Below are 23,680 nucleotides of genomic sequence, written 5' to 3'. Positions count from 1 at the left end.
CGGAGCAACAAGGGTGCCAGTGCAGCAAATCGGTTTTGAATTGATTTTTTATTCGTTTAAAAACAATTAGTTAAACCTGATGGAATGCCCCTGCCCTCGCCTGCAATTCGCGTGATGGACGAGGATCCGGGAGCGACGGATTGATCATTTGATCAATCCTTGCCGACGCCTTCGAGCAAATGGATGAATCACGCAATCATTGACTTTTCGCTCGCTTTCAGGCCGCTTAGAAAAAGAAAAACCGACCTTGCCTTGCCTGAAAAACACGGGTCGCTACGATGCGTACACACACCGCCATCGCCTGAGCGGAACGCGTCACCACCCCAATAACTACAAATCAGGGGCGCAACAAATGATCACCACGTACAAGGCTTCCCAGCACCCGCCGTCGCTCAAGGACCTGAGCGACCAGGTTCGCTTTCACGGGAGCGAAGGGAAGATCTGGCTGGACGAGCAACGCATGTTGTTGATCCAGGTTTCGATGATGGCGTCGTGCAGGCGCGAGTTGATAGAGATGCTCGGCGTCGAGCGCGCCAAGGGATTTTTCCTGCGCCTGGGCTATCAGTCCGGGCTCAAGGACGCCGAACTGGCGCGCAAGTTACGCCCGCAGGGCAGTGATCTGGAAATGTTTTTCACCGGCCCGCAACTGCACTCGCTCAAGGGCATGGTCAATGTCATCCCGCAGACCATCGACATCGATCTGGCTCACGGTCAGTTCTACGCCGAGATCGAATGGCAGGACTCCTTCGAAGTGGAAAACTGCCAGACCGAAAACCTGCACTCCGACCAGCCGGTGTGCTGGATGCTGCTCGGGTATGCCATCAGCTACAGCTCGTTTTTCCTCGGCCGGCAGATCATCTACAAAGAGGTCAGTTGCCGTGGTTGCGGCGACTCCCATTGCCGCATTGTCGGCAAGCCGGCCGAGCAATGGGACGATGCCGAAGACATCATGCGCTACTTCCAGAGCGACCCGATCATCGATGAGCTGCAGGCGCTGCAAGTGCAAGTGGCAAACATGCGCCAGCGCTTGCAGATCGAGGCCGGCAAGTTCTATGGCATCGGCCAGTCGGCGATCTACCGCCGCACCTGTTCGCTGATCGACAAGGTGGCCCCGGGCAAGGCATCGGTGTTGCTGCTGGGCGAGACCGGCGTGGGCAAGGAAGTCATCGCCCGCAGCCTGCACTTGCGCAGCGAGCGCGCCGGCGGGCCATTCATCGCGCTGAACTGCGCGGCCATCCCGCCGGACCTGATCGAGGCCGAGTTGTTCGGCGTGGAGAAAGGCGCCTACACCGGCGCCCAGCAGTCGCGCATGGGCCGTTTCGAACGGGCCAATGGCGGCTCGCTGTTCCTCGATGAAATCGTCGAATTGACCCCGCGCGCGCAAGCCTCGCTGCTGCGCGTGTTGCAGGAACAGGAACTGGAACGGGTGGGCGACTCACAGACGCGCAAGGTCGATGTGCGCGTCATTACCGCGACCCACGAGGACCTCGAAAATGCGGTCAGGCAAGGGCGTTTTCGCGCCGACCTGTTCTATCGCCTGAACGTGTTCCCGGTGCGGATCCCGGCCTTGCGCGACCGGCGCGAAGACATCCCGCTGCTGATCGAGCACTTCCTGGAAAAGCTCCATGCCAGCTACCGGAAAAAGACCCTCGGCCTGTCTGACCGCGCCTTGCAGGTGTGCCTGCACTACGACTGGCCCGGCAACATCCGCGAGCTGGAAAACCTGATGGAACGGGGCGTGATCATCACCGATGAAAACCAGAGCATCACGGTCGACGCCCTCTTCCCGCACTCGCCGCCACTGGCCGATAGCATCGGCCTGGCCAGTGACGGGCGACTGGTGAAGTCGACCCAGGCATCCGATCAGACGTGGGTCGACAAGATCATCGACAGCGGTATCGCGCTGGATTCGGTGGAGGATGCACTGATTCACGCGGCCATGGAGCGCGCCCAGCAAAACGTCTCGGAAGCGGCGCGCCTGCTGGGCATCACGCGTCCGGCGCTGGCTTATCGCTTGAAAAAAACCGGTACGCAGAACCCACTGTAGGAGCGAGCCTGCTCGCGATGGACGTCAACGATAACGCGTGCTGTCTGAATGAGCGCGTTGTCTGGACGTTCATCGCGAGCAGGGCTCGCTTCTACAGGGGATGCGTTGATTACAACAACGGGATCGCGTAGTTGATGATGAACCGGCTCTGATCGACATCGCGGCCCGCCTCGGTGTTCGACTGGCCGTTGCGCAGCGAGAAGCCGACGTTCTTGAACGTGCCTGACTGAATCACGTAGTCCAGGGTCATGTCGCGTTCCCACTCCGATTGGTCCCCGGTGTTTTGCGCCTTGATGCCGGTACCCTTCAGGTACACGATCGAGGCCTTCAGGCCCGGCACGCCCAGCGCGACGAAGTCGTAGGTGTACTGACCGAAGGTGGTCTGCTCGCCCGCCCGGGTGAAGCTCTGGATCATGCGGTCGGTGGGCAGGTAGACGCTGCCGCCACCGGCGCCTTTGTCCGGCAGGCTGCCCTGGTTGGGCTGGACGAAGTTACTGCCATCCCCTACCCGCTGATACCCCAGCGCCACGGCGTGGCCGCCATTGGCATAGGTGATCATCGCGGCCCAGGTGCTGTTGTCGATTTCACCGTCGTTGTCCTGGGTGTAGCCCGACACCCGATAACCCTGCGCCCGGCCCGCGGCGGAACTGTTGGCACCGCTCGATGTAGTGCGGAAGTAGCGCAGGTCGGTGGTGATCGAACTGCCGCCATCGAGTGGCAAAAGGTGGGTCAGGCCGAAGAAGTTCTGGTTGTAGAAATCCTCCAGTTGCGCGAAGTAATACTGGGCCTTGAGGGTCTTGGTGACCTCATAGTCGCCGCCGGCGAAATAGAACTTGTTGCTGTCGCGGGTGGCGCCAGCGACCGACAGCCCGGTGCGGTCCGTCGAGGCACGCCCCACGGCTTGTTCCAGCAATCCGCCGGTCAGGGTCAGGCCGTCGAAGTCTTTGGAAGTGACCTGGGTGCCGGTGAACGACTGCGGCAGTACACGGGCGTCGTTGGAAATCAGGATCGGCAATTTCGGCAGCAGCGTGCCGTAGCGCAACTCGGTTTTGCCGAGGCGCATTTTCGCGGTCGGGCCGAAGCTGCTCCAGGTGTCGGCGGCACCGTCTCCATCCGACGGGATCATGCCGCTGCCGACGTGGCGCCCATTACCGCTGTCGAGCGTCACGCCCAGCAACGCCTGGGCATCCAGGCCGAAACCGACGGTGCCCTGGGTGAAACCGGATTCGTAGCGCAACACGAAACCCTGGGCGGTCTCTTCGGTTTTCGACGGGGCCGCGGTGCCGTCGCGGTTGTCGCTGTTGAAATACAGGGTACGCATCGACAACGTGGCCTTGCTGTCCTCCAGAAAACCGTGGGCGCCGGTTTCTGCCGCCTGGGCGCAGATTGAACCGGTGGCCAGGATGATCGCGGTGGGGATTGCTCGTTTGAACATACGGGGGGCTCCTGGGGTGTTTCTTATGGTTATTGGGGTCGTGCGTTAGCCAATCGGGCGCGCACGGCGACGTGCCCGATGGGTGTCGAGGTTTCGTTTTTTTAGCGACTGGTTCGTTTATGGATTGGTTGAATATCCATTCCTGCAGCAACGGCGGCTATCGGTGCCTCGCCTGCATTCGGCCAGCGTGGATTAACGGGGCAAGCCAGCGCGAGTCGGCCTTGAAGCCGACCTGTTTGCAGGCGGGGCCGCGGTCCAAATGTGGGAGCGGGCTTGCTCGCGAAGGGGTCGTGTCAGCCAATTCATGTATCAACTGATACACCGCTTTCGCGAGCAAGCCCGCTCCCACAGGGGATCGCGGTCAGGTCGGCTTTAAGGCCCCCTCGCGAGGGCATGCCGAGCCATGGCGTTCCGTTTCACCAGGTGACTCGTCGTAAGGGCAATTCCATCCCCTAAAAGGCTCACATCGAAATCCGTGAAACTCTTAAAACATTTCAGCCAGCGATTATCAAACCAGATGAAACTAGTTTTCGTGCAGGGATATGGGTTGTCGCACAGAGGCACGACCCGAGGTCGTAACTGAAAATCCGCCCCACAGGTTTTCATCGATTTCCCTCCACAACATCGAAATCGCAACCAGCCCGATGATGGTCAATACTGCCCTTTCCGCCCCCCATACCGAGGAGATGAAGCATGACCCTCACGCTCTACTACCACCCCCTCTCATCCTTCTGCCACAAAGTGCTGATCGCGCTCTACGAACACGGCATCGAATTCGAAAAGCGCCTCATCGACCTTTCCAGCGCAACCGACCGGGCGGAGCTCGAAGCGCTCTGGCCGCTGTGCAAGTTCCCGGTCATCCGCGATCACGCGCGCCAGCGCAACGTGCCGGAATCGAGTGTCATCATCGAGTACCTCGACCAGTTGTATGCCGGCCTGCATCAACTGATACCCGACGATTGGGACACGGCTTTGCAGGTGCGGCTGTGGGACCGGTTTTTCGACCAGTACCTCCAGGCGCCGATGCAACAGATCGTCGCCGACCGTTTGTCCGCCGCCGATGGCGACCTGACCCAACAACGCAGCACCCTGCTGACCGCCTACGCCATGCTCGAACGCCAGCTGTCCTCAAGTACCTGGGCCGCCAGCCCGGACTTCAGCCTGGCCGATTGCGCCGCGGCCCCGGCCCTGTTCTATGCCGGCACCGTCGTGCCGTTCCCCGACGAATGCCGGTACTTGAGCGCTTACTTCGAGCGCTTGACCGAGCGCCCGTCGTTCCAGCGAGTCATCGACGAAGCCAGGCCGTGGTTTGCTTACTATCCGTTTGCCGAGGCGATTCCTGTACGGTTTCGCTAGCCGCTGTACACGTTTTATCGACGATTTCATGACGATTGGCCCGTGCCTTGCTTCGGCTGGTTTCGCCGGGGAATGTGGGTCACCTCCCTGTGGCGCAATCGACTGCGGAGGTGTGCATGGCGGGGCAAGCAACGCAGGCAGTGGTGATGGCGGTGCTGCTGGCCATCGTGATCATCGTGGTCGCGGTATCCGCAGCCGCCGCAGCCGCGCTGGTCACGTCGGCGACCTGCACGGCCATCGGCCTGGCCGAACGGGTCCTGCCGCAGATTCAGCCCCTGGCGGCCCTGGCCCTCACGCCGAACCAGGCACTGATCATGGCGGCCATGCAGGCCGGGAGCCTGTCGACCATTACCGAGCTCATGCAACAGATCAATCTGGTCATGATCACGGCCACGCTCTAGCCACTTTTCCACCCTCAACCCTCCCCCACCACGCCCGCCCGCCACAGGGAAATTCCCCAATGTCGGGGGTACTTTCGCCGGGCCGGTTGCGCGTGTGGCGATCCGGGCCTATGGTCGAGACGAAGCATTGCCATGACGGCGTGAGGGTTCACCACCCACCGATGGCAATCCACCCAGGATCCCCGCAGCGAGGTGACGACATGCCAAACGACTCCCGCCCTGCCGTGCTCGAATTGATCGGCAACACGCCGCTGGTGCGTGTCAGCCGTTTCGATACCGGTCCCTGTACCCTGTTTCTCAAGCTCGAATCACAGAACCCCGGCGGTTCGATCAAGGACCGCATCGGCCTGGCGATGATTGACGCCGCCGAGCGCGATGGCCGCCTCAAGCCCGGCGGCACCATCGTCGAAGCCACCGCCGGCAACACCGGCCTGGGCCTGGCCCTGGTCGGCCGGGCCAAGGGTTACCGGGTGGTGCTGGTGGTGCCGGACAAGATGTCCACCGAGAAAGTCCTGCACCTCAAGGCCATGGGCGCCGAGGTGCACATCACCCGCTCCGACGTCGGCAAGGGCCACCCGGATTACTATCAGGACGTTGCCGCGCGACTGGCCGCGGAAATACCCGATGCCTTCTTCGCCGATCAGTTCAACAACCCGGCCAACCCCCTGGCCCACGAATGCAGCACCGCGCCGGAGATCTGGGCGCAGACCCAGCATGATGTCGACGCCATCGTCGTCGGCGTCGGTTCGGCCGGCACGCTGACGGGCCTGACCCGGTTCTTCAGCCGCGTCCAGCCGAACCTGGAAATGGTCCTGGCCGACCCGATCGGCTCGGTGATGGCCGAGTACAGCCGCAGCGGCACCCTCGGCACGCCCGGCTCCTGGGCAGTGGAAGGCATTGGCGAAGACTTCATCCCGTCGATCTGCGACTTGTCCAGCGTGCGCCATGCCTACTCGATCAGCGACGAGGAAAGCTTCGACCACGCCCGCCAACTGTTGCGCGCCGAAGGCATTCTCGGCGGCTCGTCGACCGGCACCCTGCTGGCGGCGGCGCTGCGTTATTGTCGCGAACAGACCGAACCCAAACGCGTGGTCAGCTTCGTCTGCGACACCGGTACCCGTTACCTGTCGAAGGTCTACAACGACCAGTGGATGTCCGATCAGGGCCTGCTGGCGAGCAAACACTACGGCGACCTGCGCGACCTGATTGCGCGGCGCTTCGAGGATGGCCGGGTGATCAGCGTCGGCCCCGACGACACCCTGCTCACCGCGTTCCAGCGCATGCGCCTGGCGGATGTGTCGCAATTGCCGGTGCTGGTGAACGGCAAGCAATTGGTCGGGGTGATCGACGAGTCCGATATTCTGCTGAACGTGCAGAACGGCGAGGCGCACTTTCGCATGACCGTGACCTGCGCGATGACCGACAAGCTGCAAACCCTGCCGCCCGAGGCCAGCCGCGCGCAACTGCAAGACGTAATCGACCGCGGGCTGGTGGCGATCATTGCCGACGCCTCGGGCTTCCACGGCCTGATCACCCGGGTCGACCTGCTCAATCACTTACGGAGAACCCTTGCATGAGTCAGCACGATAAAAACGCCGCGCCCCGCGGCTTCGCCACGCGGGTGATCCACGCCGGACAGACGCCGGACCCGACCACCGGGGCGCTGATGCCGCCGATCTATGCCAACTCCACCTACCTGCAAGACAGTCCCGGCGTGCACAAGGGATTCGACTACGGGCGCTCGCACAACCCGACCCGCTTCGCGCTGGAACGCTGCGTGGCGGACCTCGAAGGCGGCACCCGGGCGTTTGCCTTCGCCTCCGGCCTGGCGACGATCTCCACAGTGCTCGAACTGCTCGATGCCGGCTCGCACGTCGTCTCCGGCAACGACCTGTACGGCGGGACGTTCCGCCTGTTCGACAAGGTGCGCCAGCGCAGCGCCGGGCACCGTTTCAGCTTTGTCGACCTGACTGACCTGGCCGCGTTCGAAGCGGCGCTGCAAGACGACACGCGCATGGTGATGATCGAGACGCCGAGCAATCCCCTGCTGCGCCTCTCGGACCTGGCCGCCATCGCCCGGATCTGCCGCGCGCGCGGCATCATCAGCGTGGCGGACAACACCTTCGCCAGCCCGTGGATCCAGCGTCCGCTGGAACTGGGTTTCGACATCGTGCTGCACTCGACGACCAAGTACCTCAATGGCCACTCCGATGTGATCGGCGGCATCGCCGTGGTCGGCCAGAACGCCGAGCTGGCCGAGCGCCTGGGCTTCCTGCAAAACGCGGTGGGTGCCATCGCCGGGCCGTTCGACGCCTTCCTCACCCTGCGTGGCGTGAAGACCCTGGCCCTGCGCATGGAACGCCACTGCAGCAATGCCCTGGAACTGGCGCAATGGCTGGAACGCCAGCCGCAAGTGGCGCGCGTCTACTACCCGGGCCTGGCGTCGCACCCGCAGCACGAACTGGCGCGCCAACAGATGCGCGGCTTCGGCGGGATGATCGCCCTGGACCTGAACACCGACCTCGCCGGCGCCAGGCGCTTCCTGGAAAGCGTGCAGATCTTCGCCCTGGCCGAAAGCCTGGGCGGCGTGGAAAGCCTGATCGAACACCCGGCCATCATGACCCACGCCACCATCCCCGCCGACACCCGTGCGCAACTGGGGATCGGCGATGCGCTGGTGCGCTTGTCCGTGGGGGTCGAAGATGTCGAGGATCTGCGCGCGGACCTGGCTCAGGCGCTGGCGACGATTCAGCTCTGAAGCAGACAGTGCATTCATCCGTTTATGGCGCGGGGATTGATCCCCTCGCCACAATGGGCACCTACCCCTCGAAGCGCCCCGCCGTTTCCCGATCCTGCTTGTAACGTCTGGCGAGTGGAAAAACCGGCAACCACGACTCACGACGGACGACCCAGCTTTCATAGGTCGGCATCAGCTGGTCAGGGGCATCCAGCGACCCCAGGTTCACTTCGATTTCATCGTCGGTGCGCGAAAACACCGATGAGCCGCACCGGGGACAGAAAAACCGCCCGGCGTAGTCGCGGGTTTCACCCTCGATGGTCACTGCCTCCTGGGGGAATATCGCGGACGCGTGAAACAGCGCCCCATGGTGCTTGCGACAATCGAGACAGTGACAAAGGCCGACCCGGTAGGGGCGTCCCGAGGCCACAATCCTGACGTCGCCGCACAGGCAACCGCCGGTGAATCGGTCCATGTTGTGTCTCCTCTACGAGCGATGGTTCTGATTGCCGATTTCACGACTCGCCATCGACGAGCCGCAGCCTGTGGCAGTCCGACGGTCCGAGTTTCTGGCCGTTCATGGCGCGAACCTCCATTGGCATCAGGGGCTGCCGGGATTCGTTGTCCAGCAGCACCGAACGGGTTTCTCCCGGCTGGAACAGGAAACGCTCGCCCCACTGCCGCATGCAAACGATAACGGGAAAGATCTCGCGCCCTTTGTCGGTCAGGGCGTATTCCTTGTAGGCGCTTCCATCCGACGCTGGCCGGACCTCGAAGACCCCGATGTCCACCAGGGTTTTCAGGCGCGATGCCAATATGTTCCTGGCCACGCCCAGGCTCTTTTGAAATTCGCTGAACCGGCGAATGTCGTCAAAGGCGTCGCGGATGATCATCAGCGACCAGCGATCCCCAATGACCTCCAGCGTCCTGGCGACCGGGCATTCGCTGCCTGGCGGTGAGGTGTCTTCGACCATCGTATTGACCTCTGGAAAAGAATTGCCGGACCTGTCGACCGGAGCAATCTGGTTGCAATTTGAAACTTGATCCGGCAATACTTGATACAAGTTTTAAATTGAAACCAGTTTAACGCCATGGAGGCGTGTATGACAGCAGAGGCCGATTCAGCCACCCAGGGTTTCTCCGCACAGACTTCGGGGTTGCCGCCTCCGGATAGCGGAGAAAGCCCGTCGGTGGGCCTCTCGGCGTCGCTTACGCTGTTGTTTTCCATTGCCAGCGCACTGGCAGTCGCCAATGTTTATTTTGCCCAACCCTTGCTCGCCTCCATGGCTGAAAGCCTGGACGTCGCCCCGGGCGTGATCGGGGTCGTGGTGACGGCCACTCAGGCTGGATACGCGCTGGGATTGCTGTTCATCGTACCGCTGGGCGACAGGGTTGACCGTAAACGGCTGATTTTGACCCAAGTGATACTGTCCGCCCTTGCGCTGGCGGCCGTCGGCGCATCACAGCAATGGCTGGCCCTGCTGGGCGGCATGATCGCGATGGGCTTGCTGGCGGTGGTCGCTCAGGTGCTCGTGGCCTATGCCGCCATGCTGGCGACGCCCTCGCAGCGTGGTCAGACCGTGGGAACCGTCACCAGTGGGATTGTCCTGGGCATTCTCCTGGCACGGTTCACCTCCGGGCTGATCGCCGACCTGGCGGGTTGGCGCGCCGTGTATTTCATGTCCTCGGGATTGATGCTGACCCTGGCGGCGGTGTTCTGGAAAGTGGTGCCTGGCGCCGTGTCGCCACGCGATCAACAGACCTACCCGGGACTCATCCGGTCGCTCTTCATGCTGTTCCTGACCGAACCGGTCCTGCGGGTCAGGGGCCTGCTGGCCTTGCTGATCTTTGCTGCCTTTTCCGTGTTATGGACGTCCATGGTGCTGCCGTTGAGCGCCCCGCCACTGTCGCTGTCACACACGGCGATCGGCCTGTTCGGCGTCGCTGGTGTCGCCGGTGCCCTGGCGGCCAGGCGAGCCGGTCGCTGGGCCGATCAAGGCCTGGGGCAACGGGTGACGGGCATTTCGCTGGGTCTGCTGACGCTGTCCTGGTGGCCCATCGCGTTTGCCGAATCGTCGCTGATCGCACTGGCCTGCGGGGTGATCCTGCTCGACTTCGCGGTGCAAGCCGTCCACGTCACCAACCAGAGTTTCATTTTTGCCGCACGACCCGACGCGCACAGTCGCATGGTCGGCGCCTACATGTGCTTCTACTCGCTCGGGAGCGCGCTGGGGGCGGTCGCGGCGACCCAGGTGTATGCGCTCTGGGGCTGGATGGCGGTCAGTGTGCTGGGCGCCACGATCAGCGTTGCAGCCTGGGCGCTGTGGCTTTTCACCCGTCATGTCTCAACCCACCTTCAAGGACGACCCGCATGAAACCCGCGCACCTGTTACTCGCGATTTCGATTACCGCCATTTGGGGTGTGAACTTCTCGGTGATCAAACTGGGCCTGACCACCATCGACCCGCTGATACTGGCTGGCGTTCGCTTCACGCTTTGCGCGCTGCCCGCGATCTTCTTCATTGCAAAACCGGATGTGCAGTGGCGCTACCTCATCGGTTATGGCCTGGTCTTCGGCGTCGGTTTGTGGGGCGTCGTCAACCTGGGCATCAAGTCAGGTTTATCGGCAGGCATCGCTTCGCTGGTGCTGCAATTCAGCGCGTTTTTCACCATCCTGCTCGGCGCGTGGGCCTTCAAGGAGGCGATCTCTCGCTATCAACTGGCGGGCATGGGTATCGCCCTCTGCGGGTTGTTGAGCGTGATTTGCATCACAGATGGAACCGTAACCATGGCCGGGCTGATGCTGGTGCTGCTGGGGGCGGTCGCCTGGAGTGCGGCCAATGTAATCAGTAAAAAGGCAAGGACCACGCAAGTCTTCGCGTTCCTGGTGTGGTCCAGCGCCTTCTCGCCCATCGCGCTTTTCGCCCTGGATTACGCGGTCAACGGCTCGACGGGTTACAGCGCATTGGTCAGCCAGCTCGACCACCGCGCCATCCTGTCGATTCTGTTCCAGGTCTACCCCAATACGTTGTTCGGCTACTGGGTATGGAATTCACTGCTCAGACGCTATCCAGTGTCCACCGTCGCGCCGTTGTCGTTACTGGTGCCGGTGTTTGGCATGCTCGGTTCCGTGATGATTTTCGATGAGACGCTGTCGCTCGGCAAAATCGTTGCGGTGGTGCTCATTGTCTCGGGACTGGGCGTCGGTCTGTACGGGCAACGCCTCCACCATGCGGTTTCCAGGGGCACCGTCCGGATGGGCTGAGGTCATGAGCAAAAAAATACTTGCCCGCCCCCGGACTTTCCGCCTCACCAGGCATCCAACCTTGATGGCCGACGTGGTGTTGCAACCCCAGACAGCTGATCCCGGCCAAGGAGCGATGATGACCTTTTTTGTTTTTCTATTAGCCTGTGCGGCTGCGGCGAGCACCGGCATCATTTTCAAACCGGGTCCTTGGTATGAAGCGCTCAACAAACCCGGCTTCACTCCGCCCAACTGGCTGTTTCCCGTGGCCTGGACGATCATCTATCTGCTGATCGCCTGGGCTGGCTACCGCCTGACCCTGATACCTGGAAGCCAAGCGCTACTTGCGTTATGGGCGGCGCAAATTGCGCTCAATACGCTGTGGACACCGGTGTTTTTTGGCGCGCACCGCATTGTCGCCAGCATGGTCATCCTTGCCCTGCTCTGGCTGGTTGTCGCTGCCATGGTGGTGATGGCATTGCGTATCGACGTCATCACGGCCTTCATCCTGTTGCCGTACCTCCTGTGGCTCTGTGTCGCCGCGGCGTTGAATTTTTCTATCCTGCGCCATAACCCGTGATGATGCGCCCCTGGAACACAGAGCAGCACCGGCCACGGGCATTGCCAAGCCCCGTTGTCAGGCGGCGGCCAGTCCGCCATCAATCAGGTAGATCGCGAAGGAAAACGTCACGATCGACAGCACGGTGCTGACCAGGATGGTGGTCGCGGCTTCGCTCTGATAGGCCCCGGTCTGGTTGGCAAACATCGCCGGGATCGTCGCCGAGGGCAGCGCGCACAGCAAGATCATCTGTTGCGCGTACAGACCATGGGTGCCCAGCAATACGGTGGCGGCGAACATCAACACCGGGTGAATCAGCAACTTGAGCCCGAGGTTGCCCCAGACCTCGCCGGACATTTTCAGTTTCTCCGACGACATGATCAGCCCCAGGCACAGCAGCGATACGCCAGGCGTCGCCTTGCCAAGAAGGTTGAGCGATTCCGCCGCCAGGGGCGGCAACTTGACCTGAAGCAGGGAGAGCAGAATGCCCAGGGCCGGCGCCCACATCAGCGGACGGCGCACCGCCCCCGACAGGCTCGACACGAACGCCTGGGTGCCGCTGCCCTTGCCATCGGCGATGGTGAGCAACATGGTGGTCAGCGGGATCATCACCAGGCTGGCGACGAGGTTCAGTACCAGCACCGAGTAGATGCTGCCCGCTCCGAACATGGCGCCGAGGATCGGGATACCCATGAAGGCAGCGTCAGGGTAACCGTTGACGAAGCCCTTGAGCGTTGCAACCTTCAGGTCCCGCGAACGCCACCAGCCGATCGCCAGCGCGATCGTGTACATGCCCATGATGCCGATGAACGTGGCCGCTATGAACTTGAGGTCGAACAGCTGTTCACGGGGCGTGCTCGCCATCCCGACAAACAGCAGCGCCGGGAATATCCAGCCGAGCACCAGCCGGCTGATCAGCAGGCTGTCCGAGTGGGTGAGCCGTCCGCGCTTGCCGGCGATGAAGCCGAGCGCGATTACAAAGGCGACGGGCAAAATGGGCCCTACGATCCTGTCTAACATTTCGTCAATCCTCGTATTTATTTTTATCAAGAATGTCGCCATGGCTGATCGAGGCCGATGCGAAGGCCCCGATCAATGCGGCAATGACCCGGTGGTCGGTGTGGTCAGGGTTCGAAGCGGTAATCGCGAATGACGTCCTCATCCGGCTCGATGCCAAGCCCCGGGCCTTGCGGTACGTCGATGCGGCCGTTACGCGGAATGATGGCGTCGCCATAGAGTTGGGCTTCGAGGTCGAAGTAGCGCCACTCGACCAGTGACTTCGCACCGCCCAGGGCGGCACTGCCATGTACGGCGGCCAACAGGCCGGGACCGTCATAAAAGGCGTGGACCATCACGGTGACGCCATGGGCGTTGGCCAGGGCATAGACTTTTTGCAGTTCGGTGATGCCGCCCATTTTCGCCGGGCTGGGCTGGACGAAATCGACCGCGCCGGCTTCCAGCAGGTGCTGGAAGTCCATCAGCGTCGACGCATTCTCGCCGGCCGCCACGGGAATGCCGCCCTGCTGGCGGACCGTCGCCAGGCCCGCGTAGTTTTCCGGCGGCCACACCGGTTCTTCGATCCAGCGCAGATTCAACGGGCGGAGTTTCTCGGTCATGTCCAGCGCTTCGCGCACGGACCAGGGGGCGTTGACGTCGAGGGTGATTTCCACGTCGGGACCGGCGGCTTCGCACGCGGCGCGGATGACCTCGATATCCACTTCATGCAGCTTGAGGTGGCGGAAGCCGCTGTTGACCGCGCGCTGCACATTGATGCGGATGAGTTCGGGATCGGCATAGCGGATCAGGCTGGCATACGCCGCCAGCGAAGTGGCCTCACTGCCGCCCAGCAGCTGGTAGATCGGTTGACCGGCCGCTTTGCCAGCGATATCCCACAGCGCGATATCAATCGCCGACAGGCCGTAGATGAACGCGCCGCTGCGACCAAAGACGTGAAACTTCTTCTGCAGGTCGCCCTGCAATTTCTCGCGCCGCGTGGCGTCACTGCCAATCAGCTCGGGGGCCAGGATCGTATCGATCACCCTTTTCACTGCCGGTATCGCGGTGAAGCCGAAGGTTTCGCCCCAACCGACGATGCCGTCATCGGTGGTGATCTTGACCACGAGGGAATCGACCATCTGAAGGTCTTTCGGCCCCCAGACCCCACCGGCCGACTTGCCACCCGTCGTGAAGGGAATTCGCAGAGGAATGGTTTCAATGCTGGCAATTTTCATAGGACTTCGCCTCAAGCAGGTTGCAAAGGTGGCGCGGCGACTGGTTCTCGACCGCGTCCGGTTGAGAACAACCTACATGACGTTCTGTTGTCCTTCAACTGAACAACTACAACCCGCTTGCAGACTTTCGTCTATATTCATCCTATCCAATTGATTTAAAAGGTTTTATTCTGAAATATGGATTTTACATTTCAGTTTTAACTGACGGGAACAAGTCGCCTGATGTAGATTAAGTAGACAAGTGAGAGGGACGAACGAACATGAGTGAAATGAATGTGCAACCCGTGGCGCGGCGACCTCATCTAGCCGAGCACATCGCCCGCTCGTTGAGCGACGAGATCGCCTCGGGACGACTGCGTCCGGGTGACCGCTTGCCGACCGAGCAGTTTCTCGCGCAAAACTTCGGCGTGAGCAGGAACGTCGTACGGGAGGGCATCGCGACGCTGCGGGCGCAGGGGCTGATCCAGTCACGCCAGGGCGTGGGCGTCTTCGTCTCGGCCGCGACTCAATCGCCGGAGCCCTCAGCGCCGCGTGAGGCTGCGCCGGTGCTGGACGGTGACAATACGATTCGCAACATGTTCGAAGTACGGGCCGTCCTGGAGAGCCAGGCCGCCGCGCTGACCGCGGCGCACATGACTGCGCGCAAGCTCAAAACGATTCAGGAAGCCGTCCTGCGGATGCAGTACGAAGGTGAACCAACGCTGGACACCGTCAACGCGGACCTCGACTTTCATCGGGCGGTGGCGGCCGCATCAGGCAACGATTATCTCGAGACCATGATCCGCACGGTGCTCGAACCGATGCGGGCACTGATCACCATGAACTTTGCGCGACGAGGCCCCGCCTACAGCAATATTCCCCATGCGGCGCGCGGAGAACATGAAGAACTGGTGCAGGCGTTCATCGACCGCAATGCCCCGGCGGCGCGCCAGATCATGGGGCAGCATATCGTCAGCGCAGCCTCGCGATTCGGTTACGAGATCAAGTTTTTCTAGGGTTGGGGGGCGGGAAAGAGGTTGTTTCTTTGTTCTACAAGTAAGACACCGATTGCGCCCTCAGACACCCGGGCACCGGTCAGCAGGACAATGGCCGGAATTTCCGGGCCCTCCGCCCGGCCGCTGGCTGCACCGGCCTGGACGGAGGACCTGACCCTGCAAGCGGTCAGTAGTCCCAGAAACCCGCTACCCAGCGAAAGGCGTCACCGTCGATGGCTACCCGGCCAACGGAGGGGAACGGCAGATGCGTGGCGACGAACCACTCGCCGCTCGCCGCCGCCTCCTGCATGAGGCGGACCCGAACGCGAACCGACTCCTCGGGATCATGCTCGAAACCGTTGTGCCAGTCGGGGTGTTCGAACGCGACGGGGAACAGCGCATCGCCGGCGAAGGTCAAGCGCTCGCCGCCGGACGTCACGTAGACGACGCTGTGCCCTGGGGTGTGGCCGCCGGTGAGTTTGACGACCACGCCCGGCGCCACCTCATGCTCTTGCTCGAAGGTGCGCACCTGGCTGCGATAGTCGTTGATGAACTGCTGCGCGGTTGCCCGCAGGACGTCCGGCACTGGCGACGGCATCTCGGTCATGGAGAAATCCGGCGACTCCCAGAACGCGACCTCGGTCGCCGAAACATGGATCCGCACGTCCGGACGCAGCCGGTTCTTCACTTCGTCGACCAGCAGCCCGCCAATATGGTCCATGTGCATGTGGGTGATCACAATGTCGGTCACCGACGCCAGATCGATGCCGGCCGCTTCCAGCCGTTTGGGAAACTGCCCGGCCCGCGGAAAGCCCGGGAACTGCCCGCCCAGCCCAGCGTCGACCAGAATGGTCTGGTTGCCGCTGCGCACCACCAAAACGTTCAGCGCCCAATCGAACGCGTCCGGCCCCAGGAACATGTCCTTGAACCAGGCTGCGCGGGCAACGGGGTCGGCATTGGTCGACATGGTGGCGGTCGGCAGCGGCAACACGCCGTCGCTGACCACCAGCACATCAATCTCGCCAACCCGCAGTGCGTAGCGCGAAGGCACCAGCTCCTCGAATCCCGCCACACCCTGATGCGGGGCATTGTGCGCGCTGATGGCCGGCGCATGTTGGGCGTTGCTTTGGGTTGGGTAGTCCAGATGCGTTGTCATGGTCGCTCTCCTGTTTTGTGGGTCAAGATGCTCAGGCAAAAGGCCTTCTCTCGGCGCGAGAGCGACGGATCGCCCTGAGAGAGAGTGTGCATCGCGGCGCACCGGGTTTGTAACCATACGGGGGTATAGCGGGCATGCACTTAAGCTTGATCGTTGCCAACAGATGGATAGGCGGGGTTGTGTGGGGGGGGGACGCTCACCGCGAAAAGCAAAAACGAGGCGGCCTTAAAGCCGACCTGATTTCAGGTGCATCCGCGATCTAATGTGGGAGCGGGCTTGCTCGCGAAGGCGGTGTGTCAGCTGACACATGCATTGACTGACACACCGCCTTCGCGAGCAAGCCCGCTCCCACAGGGATTGAGGGCAACTGCAAAATCAGGTCGGCTTTCAGGCCGCCTCGCAACCTGTGACTACCTCCATCCGCCTCAAAAATGCAGGCCCCCATCAAAGACCGCGCCCAACCCCCAATGCCTCCGCCATCCGCACCAGGTCGGCAAACGACTTGGCGTGCATCTTCTTCATGGCATGGGCCCGGTGAATCTTGATGGTGATTTCGCTGAGGTTCATCTGCCCTGCGATCTGCTTATTCATCAGCCCCTTGACCGCCAGTGCCATCACCTCTCGCTCACGCGCGGTCAGCGACTGGTAGTGCGCCTGCAGATCCGAGGATTGCCGCTCGATCTCCCGGCGCCGGACATCGGTCTGGAGTGCGGCGGACACCGCGTCCAGCAGGTCCTGTTCACGAAAGGGTTTGGCCAGAAAGTCCACGGCGCCCGCCTTCATCGCCTTGACGGACATTTCGATGTCCCCATGGCCGGTGATGAAGATAATCGGAATACGGGTGTTTGATTCAACCAGTTGGCGCTGGAAGTCCAGGCCGCTGTTCCCTTGAAGTCGCACATCCAGCACCAGGCAGCTGGCGCCGTCGCTCGTCGGTTTGCGCAGAAACTCCGCGGTGGAGGCGAACGTCTCGACTCGAATGCCGGCAGATCGCAACAGGTTGCTCAATGCCTCGCGGATGGAGGCATCGTCATCCACCACGAACACCATAGAACCATTGCTTTGCGGCTCATTGAACGGAGCGTTCATGCACGACACTCTTCGGAAATGGACGGAAAAAAAAGTGTAGCACAGCGTAGTTTGCTGTCCCGAGTGGCGCCAGGTGCAACAGCTGGCCTTGCAAACGCTACGCAATAAAGCAGGTTTTCAAGGCCCGGATCATGGAAAAGAAATGCCGGGGTGAATGCAGAAGTGCGTCGACCTGGACGCTGTAACTTTTCCCACGCGTGCACCAACTACAAAAATGTTCGCAGTTGTTGGATAGGATTTTGTAGCTGTTTTCACCGACTCTCGAATACGCACGATTGACGATTTCATCATTGGAGTAATTGCACGGCTCTTGAACTATCCATACGGGCCTGCCATTGGCGAAACTTTCAAGATCGGTGACCTCGACGGGCCCCGGCCTGAATGAACCGCTGTACCCGCAATAGTGGGCGACGCGCCCGCCCCCCAGGTGTATCCCGTGATGAATGTAGAATCGACGCGGACTGATCAGGTGCGAACCCACAGGCAAGCGCATCAATGCCTGATCGACCGCCAGCGGACTCAGTGAATTCTTCCACGACTCTGCCAGGCCACTGCCAATGCGCGGGAGGGCAAGCCAGTCACAGTGGAACAGACGAACGTCTGAACAACACCCTGCGGCTGTCATCATTGACGCGGCTACCACCCGCGCCGCCTGACGAAGTAATACAGCACCTTCAATAAAATGGGCCATTAAGCTTTTCACGATAAAAGCCTCCGCAATCCTTGATGCGGACTGTATCTCCTGGATGGCAGCACTTCATTTGTACAAGCGATTGGTTCATTCGAACCATTAATATGCGCCCGTTAAACCTAAGTATGATTTATACGCACTCAACCCTGGGCAATGGGCAGCGTGAATTGCACCGTGGCGCCGCGAGGCTGGTTGGCGCTGGCCCACAAACGCCCCCCGTGTGCCTCGATGATCGAGCGACAGATCGACAACCCCATCCCCATGCCCGTGGGTTTGGTGGTGTAGAAAGACGCGAAGACCTGTTCGGTGTTGGCCGCCGCGAATCCGGGGCCCGAATCGCTGACGCTGACCAACAGGCAATCCGCCTCCTCCCGCACCACGCTGATATGCAACTGGCGCTCGCCCTCCCCTGTACTGCTCATGGCTTCAAGCGCGTTCATGATCAGGTTCAGCAGTACCTGTTGCAGCTCCACCCGATCGCCTTCGATGAGTGGCAGGCCGTCCGTAAGGTGCGTCTGCAGCGAGGCCCCGCTCTTGATGATCTGGCCACGGGTGAACTCGATCATTTCGCCGATGGCCGCGTTGATGTCCACCGGCCCTTTTTGTGGCGGTGCCTTGCGAATATGCCCACGGATCCGGCCCAGCACGTCGGCCGCGCGGTTGGCGTCGATGATGAGGCGACCGAGCACATGACGGACTTCGTCGAGTTCGGGCGGCTGAATGTTCAGCCAGCGCTGTGCGGCGTTGGCATTGAGAATCGCTGCGGCGATGGGCTGGTTGACTTCGTGGGCGATCGACGCCACGAGCTGGCCCATGGTCGCGACGCGGTTGGCATGGGACAACTCCGTCTGCACCTCGCGATAGCGTCGTTCGCTCTCGCGGTTTTTTTCCTCCGCCTGCTTGCGCTCGGTCAGGTCCAGCACGAAAGCCACCCCTTCCTTGCTGCTGGCTTCGAACATGGCCAGGCCGACGATGACCGGCAGGCGACTGCCATCCTTTTTGAAATACTCCTTCTCGAATGGCCGGGCATGGCCCGTGCGCACCGCCTCCAGCATGGAGCGCTCGCTGAGTTCGCGAAACTCCGGCACCGTCAGGTCCCGCCAGCGCAAGCGGCCCGAGACCACGTCCTCGCGGGCGTAGTCGAGCATGCGCAGGAACGCATCGTTGGCCTCGACAATGCCACCGTCAGCATTCCAGACGACGATGCCGATGATGTTGGCGTCCACCAGGCGCCGGATCTTCGACTCGCGCTCGGCGACCTCTCGGTACAAACGGGCATTCTCCAGCGAGATGGCCGCCTGTGACGCCACCAGCTTGAGCACGGCGATCCGGTTCTGGCTGAAGACACCCGCGGCCAGGTTGTTTTCCAGGTAGAGCGCGCCCACCAGCTTGGCCTGGTTCATCAACGGCAGGCAGAGAATCGAGCGGGCGCGGTGCTCGCGGATGTAAGGGTCGACGGCGAACGGCTGAGCGGCCACGGCATCGTCCAGGAACACACTCTCCCGGGTGCGCAGGACGTGGTAGAGCACGGATTCGGGCAGCAACTGCGAACTGATGGGGGCATCGCGCAACTGCGTCGCGTGGTCGCCGGTGGTCACTTGTGCAGCAATCCGGTGTTCACTGGCGTCCGACAGAATCAGCAGGCCACGCTCGGCGCCCGCCTGTTCGATGGCCGTGCACATGATCATATCGATCAGCTGTTCCAGGACGATTTCGCCCGACACCGCCTGGGACACCTTGAGCACAGTGGCCAGGTCGAGGTGCTCGACCGCGGTGGCCATGGTGGTCGTCGGGCCGGGTGCAGGCTCCTCGGTCCTCAGCAGCGGGTGCCTGGCTTCAAGCTGCCGCACCTTGCCATCCGCGCCCCAACGCAGGTAGGCGTAGCGGGCATCCTGCAAATAGAGACGGGCGATTTTCCCAAGGCCACGGGTCGCGTAGAAACGAGCGGCCAGTTCGTTGGCCAGCGCCTCGACATGGATGAAACCGCTCTCTTGCGCCAGGGTGATGGCTTGCTCGTAAAGCAACTCGGCATCCACCACCCGCCCTTCGACACGGGCCATCTCGGCACCGACCAGCGCGGCCCTGCTGGCAAAATTTTCCGGGCACTGTTGCGCCCAGGACTGGAGCTGCCAGTGATCGCCAGCCATGGCCTCAAGGTGCCGCCCGTGCTCGTCTGCCGGCAGGCCGTCGCACCAGGCCGCCCGGGCCAGGGCGTCATAGAAGTAAAATTCGGCCTCCTCGAAGAACGACTCGCAGACCCAGAGCAACTGCCGTGCCCTGGACGCGGCGTACATGGCCGCCGCCGGCTCGTCGGCCATGTAGCGGGCCTGCAGTTTGCGGACCCAGTACAGACACTCAGCCAGCACCAGGTCCGGGCTGCTGGACAGGTGGGCTTCGATGCCCGCCTCGTTCAGCTCGCCTTCGTCCAGTCGACCGAAGGTGGGGGTCAAGCCTCGCAGCATGCGGATCAGCAGCAATTGCGTGACGATAAAATCAACCACCAGGCCGAAGCGCACCTTCCTGGCGTACGCCAGGCCCTGTTCGGCTTCGCCTTGCACCTCGGCCAACGGCTCGCCGGCGAACAGCAGGTCGGCGGTGAGGTTATTACCCGCATAGGCGCCATAGGGCAGATCGCCGACCCGGTTCGCCGCCGCAAACGAACGGCGCAGCAAGTCCCGGCATTGCCCCACCGGTTTCATCCAGCGCACGGCGAAACACGAGAAGCACAGGTAGGTGCTGGCCTCGAATCGGGTCAGGCCCCGTCGCTCGACCAGGTCGCAGCCCAGCTGGCCGAACCGGAACCCTATCTGGTAGTCGCCAAACCGCCGACCGGCCACCCGGAACACATTCGCGTAGAGCACACAGGAGGCATCGCAATTGCCCCACTCCAGGCTCAGGCTCACGGCCTTGCAGATCGTCAGGCACGACAGGTTGGTGTCCGTCTGCAAGGCCGGGGCGAAGAGCTTGCCCAGCGCATTGACGGTCACCAGGGACGTCGCATCCTCCATCAACGGCAGGTCAATGAGATCCTCGATCGCCCGGTCCCCCAGCATCAAGCCGATCTGCTCGTACTCGCGACGCACTTCATCGTCGCCCGGATGGGCCGACCACTCGATACCGACGTGCCGCAGGTAGTCGAGGCAGACAGCAACCGCGCCGTCGCTGCGATCCAGCAGCAAGTAGACGTCCATTTGCAGGCACGCCACGCTGGCGCGTTCGATCACGGTCCTGGCGCGGCCGGACAAGGCGGCCAAACGCTTTTCGGCGGTGGCGAGCTGGCCGGTCAGGAGTTCGCATTCGGCCATGTCCAGCGACAGCGCGAAGATCAGCCCGTGCCGGCGCGCCCAGCAGTCGTCGTGCAACAACTGCGCACCCGTGGCCAGGTAGTTGAGCGCCGAAGCGTAGGCTGTCGAGGCCTTGGCGCGCTGCCCGGCCATCAGGTTGAATTCGGCCAGTTGCTCGCGCTCGCCCTGCTGCGTAATCAGCACGGCGCCGCGATTGAGCTGCCCGACGATGTCAAAAATCGCCTCATCCTGCTGCTGCGCAGAAGTTTGCGCGGCGAGCAGCCGTCCGATTCGCAGGTGCGCCCCGGCGCGGGCGTCCTTGGGGATCAGCGAGTAGGCGGCTTCATGAATGCGGTCGTGCACGAATCGATAGGCCTCCTCCACCCGCTCGACCAGTTCCTGGCGGATCGCCTCCCACAAGACCCCGCGGATCTGCGCCTTGGGCATGCCCAGCACGGTCGACAGCGCGGCGATACCGGCGACGTTGCCCAGGCAGGCAAGCTGCTGCAACGCCTGCTGTGTCTCGGCCGGCAAGCGCGTCAGCTTGTCGACCATCAGGTCCACCACGTTGTCGGTGTAGCCCTTGGCATGGATGCGATCCGGGTCCCAGCACCAGCGGCGCGCGTCATGATCGAACGCCAGCAGCTGCTCCTCGGCGAGCGCTTGCAGAAACTGGATGACGAAAAACGGATTGCCGGCGGTCTTGTCCAGCACCAACTGTGCCAGGGGCTCGATGTACGCCAGCTCGTCATGCAGTGCCTCGGCGATCAGTTGCTCAATGTGCCCCTTGGCGAGCGGCGCCAGCGTGATCTCCTCAATCCTGCCCCCCGCGTTGCGGATAGCCTGGAGTTTTCCGGTCAACGGATGGGTGACGTCCACTTCGTTGCTGCGATAGGCGCCTACCAGCATCAGGTGCCGCACCTCCGCGCTGGTCAGCAGATCTTCAAGCAGGTCCAGCGTCGCCGCGTCGAGCCACTGCAGGTCATCGAGAAACAGGGCCAGCGGATGTTCGGCCCGGGCAAAGACGCCGATAAACCGCCGGAACACCTGCAGGAACCGGTGTTGCGCCTGCTGCGGTTCAAGGGGCGGAACCGGGGGTGGCTCGCCGATGATGAGCTTGAGCTCGGGGATCAGATCCGTCATCAGCCGCGCATTGGCGGCCAGCGCCTGCTGCAACGCCTCACACCAGTGCGCCAGTTCCGTGTCGGGCTTGCCAAGCAGTGTGCGGACCAGGCTTTGAAAGGCCTGTACCAGCGTCGAGTAGGGAATGTCGCGCCGGTACTGATCGAATTTTCCGCAAGCGAATAGCCCTCGCGGCGGCACCAATACCTTGTGCAGCTCATTGACCACCGAGGATTTGCCAATCCCCGAATAGCCGGTGACCAGCACCAGCTCCGGCGCGCCACTGCCAATGATGCGATCGAACGTGGCCACCAGGGTCTCGACTTCAGGCTCGCGCCCATAGAGTTTCTCGGGGATCAGCAGCCGATCGGACGTGCCGTGCTCACTCAGGACAAACCCGTTGATATGGCGAGATTGCTGCCAGTCCGCCAGGCAGCGACGCAGGTCCTGTTCAACACCCGCGGCGGTCTGGTAGCGCTCCTCGGCGGTTTTGGCGAGCAGCTTCATGACCATGTCGGAAAGCGCCTGGGGGACGCTTTCAACCCGCTGGATCGGTGCCGGCGGCTTCTTCGCGATGTGGCAATGCACCCATTCCATCGGGTCTGAAGCCGCGAACGGCAGCGTGCCCGTCAACATCTGGTAAAGGGTGACGCCGAAGGAATAAAGGTCGCTGCGCGAATCGATCGAGCGATTCATCCTGCCGGTCTGTTCAGGGGCCATGTAGGCCAGCGTGCCCGCGATCGTCTCCGGCGCCTGACGCTCACGCGGCAGGCGCGAGGCCAGGCCGAAGCCAGTGAGCCGGGCCTGACCGTCGGCGCAGTTCACCAGGATATGGCTGGGCTTGATGTCTTTATGGATCAGGCCGCGCTGGTGCAGCTTGCCCAGGGCCACCGCGATGCGGATGGCGTGGTGCAAAAACGCGGTCGTGTCCAGGGGCGCGACCAGCAGCGGCTCCAGAGGCTCGCCACCGGCATCTTCGAGCACCAGTGTCATCCGCCCGTTTTCGCGCACGAGCTCAAGCGGTCGAACCGCCCAGCCGCCCTCCAGCTCGTCCTTCAGGGCAAACTCATGGGCAAGACGGCCCAGGCAGGCCGGCAGCGGATGCTCGGCAGCGGGCCGCGCCACCAGGACATGGCAATCACCTTCTGCTCCCGAACGCACTTCCCGACTGAAGATACGTTCGCCATCACCCCATAATATTTGCATGCGGTTATCCATGTAGCGGTTGCCCCGGGATCCAATACGGGTCGTGTAGCCTTGCAGATTAGCTTCTCATTGCCACAGGCCAGGAAAAACATCACCCAACGAACGACCGGATACGCAGCACCATGTCATTGATTGGTCATGACGACAT

At 62.2% G+C, this 23,680-nt stretch carries 18 protein-coding genes; 9 read left to right on the top strand and 9 right to left on the bottom strand.

The window, feature by feature from the left end:
* Window positions 1-352: 352 nt before the first annotated feature.
* Entirely contained in the window at window positions 353-2,047 is a 1,695-nt protein-coding gene (locus F8N66_RS03670; RefSeq protein ID WP_150768870.1) for a sigma-54-dependent Fis family transcriptional regulator, read from the top strand.
* A 109-nt stretch (window positions 2,048-2,156) separates the two neighbouring features.
* Here F8N66_RS03670 and F8N66_RS03665 read toward each other — a convergent pair whose 3' ends face one another.
* Window positions 2,157-3,482 carry an OprD family porin gene (locus F8N66_RS03665; protein WP_150768869.1) on the bottom strand — a complete coding sequence of 442 codons (1,326 nt, stop codon included), beginning with the start codon at window positions 3,480-3,482 and terminating at the stop codon, window positions 2,157-2,159.
* A gap of 693 nt (window positions 3,483-4,175) precedes the next feature.
* Here F8N66_RS03665 and F8N66_RS03655 point away from each other — a divergent pair.
* The 4 genes from F8N66_RS03655 (at window position 4,176) to F8N66_RS03640 (ending at window position 7,997) form a co-directional block, all read left to right on the top strand.
* A complete protein-coding gene (locus F8N66_RS03655; protein WP_150768868.1) occupies window positions 4,176-4,838 on the top strand; it encodes a glutathione S-transferase family protein in 663 nt (220 codons plus the stop codon).
* A gap of 116 nt (window positions 4,839-4,954) precedes the next feature.
* Window positions 4,955-5,239, top strand: a complete 285-nt coding sequence (locus F8N66_RS03650; RefSeq protein WP_150768867.1) for a hypothetical protein — start codon at window positions 4,955-4,957, stop codon at window positions 5,237-5,239.
* A 200-nt stretch (window positions 5,240-5,439) separates the two neighbouring features.
* Entirely contained in the window at window positions 5,440-6,816 is a 1,377-nt protein-coding gene (locus F8N66_RS03645; RefSeq protein ID WP_150768866.1) for a pyridoxal-phosphate dependent enzyme, read from the top strand.
* The gene (locus tag F8N66_RS03640; protein WP_150768865.1) at window positions 6,813-7,997 is read left to right on the top strand and encodes a trans-sulfuration enzyme family protein; all 1,185 of its coding nucleotides are present in this window, start codon (window positions 6,813-6,815) and stop codon (window positions 7,995-7,997) included. Before F8N66_RS03645 ends, F8N66_RS03640 begins: the two co-directional genes overlap by 4 nt.
* Before the next feature lie 61 nt (window positions 7,998-8,058).
* Here F8N66_RS03640 and F8N66_RS03635 read toward each other — a convergent pair whose 3' ends face one another.
* Entirely contained in the window at window positions 8,059-8,451 is a 393-nt protein-coding gene (locus F8N66_RS03635) for a GFA family protein (RefSeq protein ID WP_150768864.1), read from the bottom strand.
* A 40-nt stretch (window positions 8,452-8,491) separates the two neighbouring features.
* Window positions 8,492-8,950, bottom strand: a complete 459-nt coding sequence (locus tag F8N66_RS03630) for a winged helix-turn-helix transcriptional regulator (RefSeq protein WP_150768863.1) — start codon at window positions 8,948-8,950, stop codon at window positions 8,492-8,494.
* A gap of 129 nt (window positions 8,951-9,079) precedes the next feature.
* Between F8N66_RS03630 and F8N66_RS03625 the strand changes: the two genes are divergently transcribed.
* The 3 genes from F8N66_RS03625 to tspO all read left to right on the top strand — a co-directional run bounded on the left by F8N66_RS03625 (window position 9,080) and on the right by tspO (window position 11,800).
* Window positions 9,080-10,351, top strand: a complete 1,272-nt coding sequence (locus F8N66_RS03625; protein WP_150768862.1) for an MFS transporter — start codon at window positions 9,080-9,082, stop codon at window positions 10,349-10,351.
* On the top strand, window positions 10,348-11,241 hold the full coding sequence (locus tag F8N66_RS03620; RefSeq protein ID WP_150768861.1) for an EamA family transporter: 894 nt from the start codon (window positions 10,348-10,350) through the stop codon (window positions 11,239-11,241). Before F8N66_RS03625 ends, F8N66_RS03620 begins: the two co-directional genes overlap by 4 nt.
* A 118-nt stretch (window positions 11,242-11,359) precedes the next feature.
* On the top strand, window positions 11,360-11,800 hold the full coding sequence (gene tspO / locus F8N66_RS03615; protein WP_150769222.1) for a tryptophan-rich sensory protein TspO: 441 nt from the start codon (window positions 11,360-11,362) through the stop codon (window positions 11,798-11,800).
* A 57-nt stretch (window positions 11,801-11,857) separates the two neighbouring features.
* Here tspO and F8N66_RS03610 read toward each other — a convergent pair whose 3' ends face one another.
* Together F8N66_RS03610 and F8N66_RS03605 are read right to left on the bottom strand one after the other, a co-directional pair.
* Window positions 11,858-12,799: an AEC family transporter gene (locus F8N66_RS03610; RefSeq protein WP_150768860.1), complete on the bottom strand. Its 942-nt coding sequence runs from the start codon at window positions 12,797-12,799 to the stop codon at window positions 11,858-11,860.
* A 104-nt stretch (window positions 12,800-12,903) separates the two neighbouring features.
* Window positions 12,904-14,010, bottom strand: a complete 1,107-nt coding sequence (locus F8N66_RS03605; protein ID WP_150768859.1) for a mandelate racemase/muconate lactonizing enzyme family protein — start codon at window positions 14,008-14,010, stop codon at window positions 12,904-12,906.
* A 260-nt stretch (window positions 14,011-14,270) separates the two neighbouring features.
* Between F8N66_RS03605 and F8N66_RS03600 the strand changes: the two genes are divergently transcribed.
* Entirely contained in the window at window positions 14,271-15,005 is a 735-nt protein-coding gene (locus tag F8N66_RS03600; protein ID WP_150768858.1) for a FadR/GntR family transcriptional regulator, read from the top strand.
* A gap of 166 nt (window positions 15,006-15,171) precedes the next feature.
* Here F8N66_RS03600 and F8N66_RS03595 read toward each other — a convergent pair whose 3' ends face one another.
* From F8N66_RS03595 to F8N66_RS03580, 4 genes are all read right to left on the bottom strand, one after another.
* On the bottom strand, window positions 15,172-16,140 hold the full coding sequence (locus F8N66_RS03595) for an MBL fold metallo-hydrolase (protein ID WP_150768857.1): 969 nt from the start codon (window positions 16,138-16,140) through the stop codon (window positions 15,172-15,174).
* 444 nt (window positions 16,141-16,584) lie between these two features.
* Entirely contained in the window at window positions 16,585-17,229 is a 645-nt protein-coding gene (locus F8N66_RS03590; RefSeq protein ID WP_150768856.1) for a response regulator transcription factor, read from the bottom strand.
* Window positions 17,230-17,326: 97 nt separating this feature from the next.
* Window positions 17,327-17,932 (bottom strand): lecithin retinol acyltransferase family protein, encoded by a 606-nt coding sequence (locus F8N66_RS03585; RefSeq protein ID WP_224790431.1) that lies wholly within the window; start codon window positions 17,930-17,932, stop codon window positions 17,327-17,329.
* A gap of 128 nt (window positions 17,933-18,060) precedes the next feature.
* Window positions 18,061-23,532, bottom strand: a complete 5,472-nt coding sequence (locus tag F8N66_RS03580; protein WP_150768855.1) for a trifunctional serine/threonine-protein kinase/ATP-binding protein/sensor histidine kinase — start codon at window positions 23,530-23,532, stop codon at window positions 18,061-18,063.
* Window positions 23,533-23,680: the final 148 nt, after the last annotated feature.

It is taken from the genome of Pseudomonas fluorescens, from assembly GCF_902498195.1.
Taxonomy (GTDB): Bacteria; Pseudomonadota; Gammaproteobacteria; order Pseudomonadales; family Pseudomonadaceae; genus Aquipseudomonas; species Aquipseudomonas fluorescens_BU.
Note: the sequence above shows the minus strand (reverse complement) of the source record. Positions and strands in the feature narration are given on the sequence as shown.

Bases quoted from the DNA above. Each gene is read 5' to 3' on its own strand.
- F8N66_RS03670 (WP_150768870.1), top strand. From the start codon at position 353: ATGATCACCACGTACAAGGCTTCCCAGCACCCGCCGTCGCTCAAGGAC.
- F8N66_RS03665 (WP_150768869.1), bottom strand. From the start codon at position 3,482: ATGTTCAAACGAGCAATCCCCACCGCGATCATCCTGGCCACCGGTTCA.
- F8N66_RS03655 (WP_150768868.1), top strand. From the start codon at position 4,176: ATGACCCTCACGCTCTACTACCACCCCCTCTCATCCTTCTGCCACAAA.
- F8N66_RS03650 (WP_150768867.1), top strand. From the start codon at position 4,955: ATGGCGGGGCAAGCAACGCAGGCAGTGGTGATGGCGGTGCTGCTGGCC.
- F8N66_RS03645 (WP_150768866.1), top strand. From the start codon at position 5,440: ATGCCAAACGACTCCCGCCCTGCCGTGCTCGAATTGATCGGCAACACG.
- F8N66_RS03640 (WP_150768865.1), top strand. From the start codon at position 6,813: ATGAGTCAGCACGATAAAAACGCCGCGCCCCGCGGCTTCGCCACGCGG.
- F8N66_RS03635 (WP_150768864.1), bottom strand. From the start codon at position 8,451: ATGGACCGATTCACCGGCGGTTGCCTGTGCGGCGACGTCAGGATTGTG.
- F8N66_RS03630 (WP_150768863.1), bottom strand. From the start codon at position 8,950: ATGGTCGAAGACACCTCACCGCCAGGCAGCGAATGCCCGGTCGCCAGG.
- F8N66_RS03625 (WP_150768862.1), top strand. From the start codon at position 9,080: ATGACAGCAGAGGCCGATTCAGCCACCCAGGGTTTCTCCGCACAGACT.
- F8N66_RS03620 (WP_150768861.1), top strand. From the start codon at position 10,348: ATGAAACCCGCGCACCTGTTACTCGCGATTTCGATTACCGCCATTTGG.
- tspO (WP_150769222.1), top strand. From the start codon at position 11,360: ATGACCTTTTTTGTTTTTCTATTAGCCTGTGCGGCTGCGGCGAGCACC.
- F8N66_RS03610 (WP_150768860.1), bottom strand. From the start codon at position 12,799: ATGTTAGACAGGATCGTAGGGCCCATTTTGCCCGTCGCCTTTGTAATC.
- F8N66_RS03605 (WP_150768859.1), bottom strand. From the start codon at position 14,010: ATGAAAATTGCCAGCATTGAAACCATTCCTCTGCGAATTCCCTTCACG.
- F8N66_RS03600 (WP_150768858.1), top strand. From the start codon at position 14,271: ATGAGTGAAATGAATGTGCAACCCGTGGCGCGGCGACCTCATCTAGCC.
- F8N66_RS03595 (WP_150768857.1), bottom strand. From the start codon at position 16,140: ATGACAACGCATCTGGACTACCCAACCCAAAGCAACGCCCAACATGCG.
- F8N66_RS03590 (WP_150768856.1), bottom strand. From the start codon at position 17,229: ATGAACGCTCCGTTCAATGAGCCGCAAAGCAATGGTTCTATGGTGTTC.
- F8N66_RS03580 (WP_150768855.1), bottom strand. From the start codon at position 23,532: ATGCAAATATTATGGGGTGATGGCGAACGTATCTTCAGTCGGGAAGTG.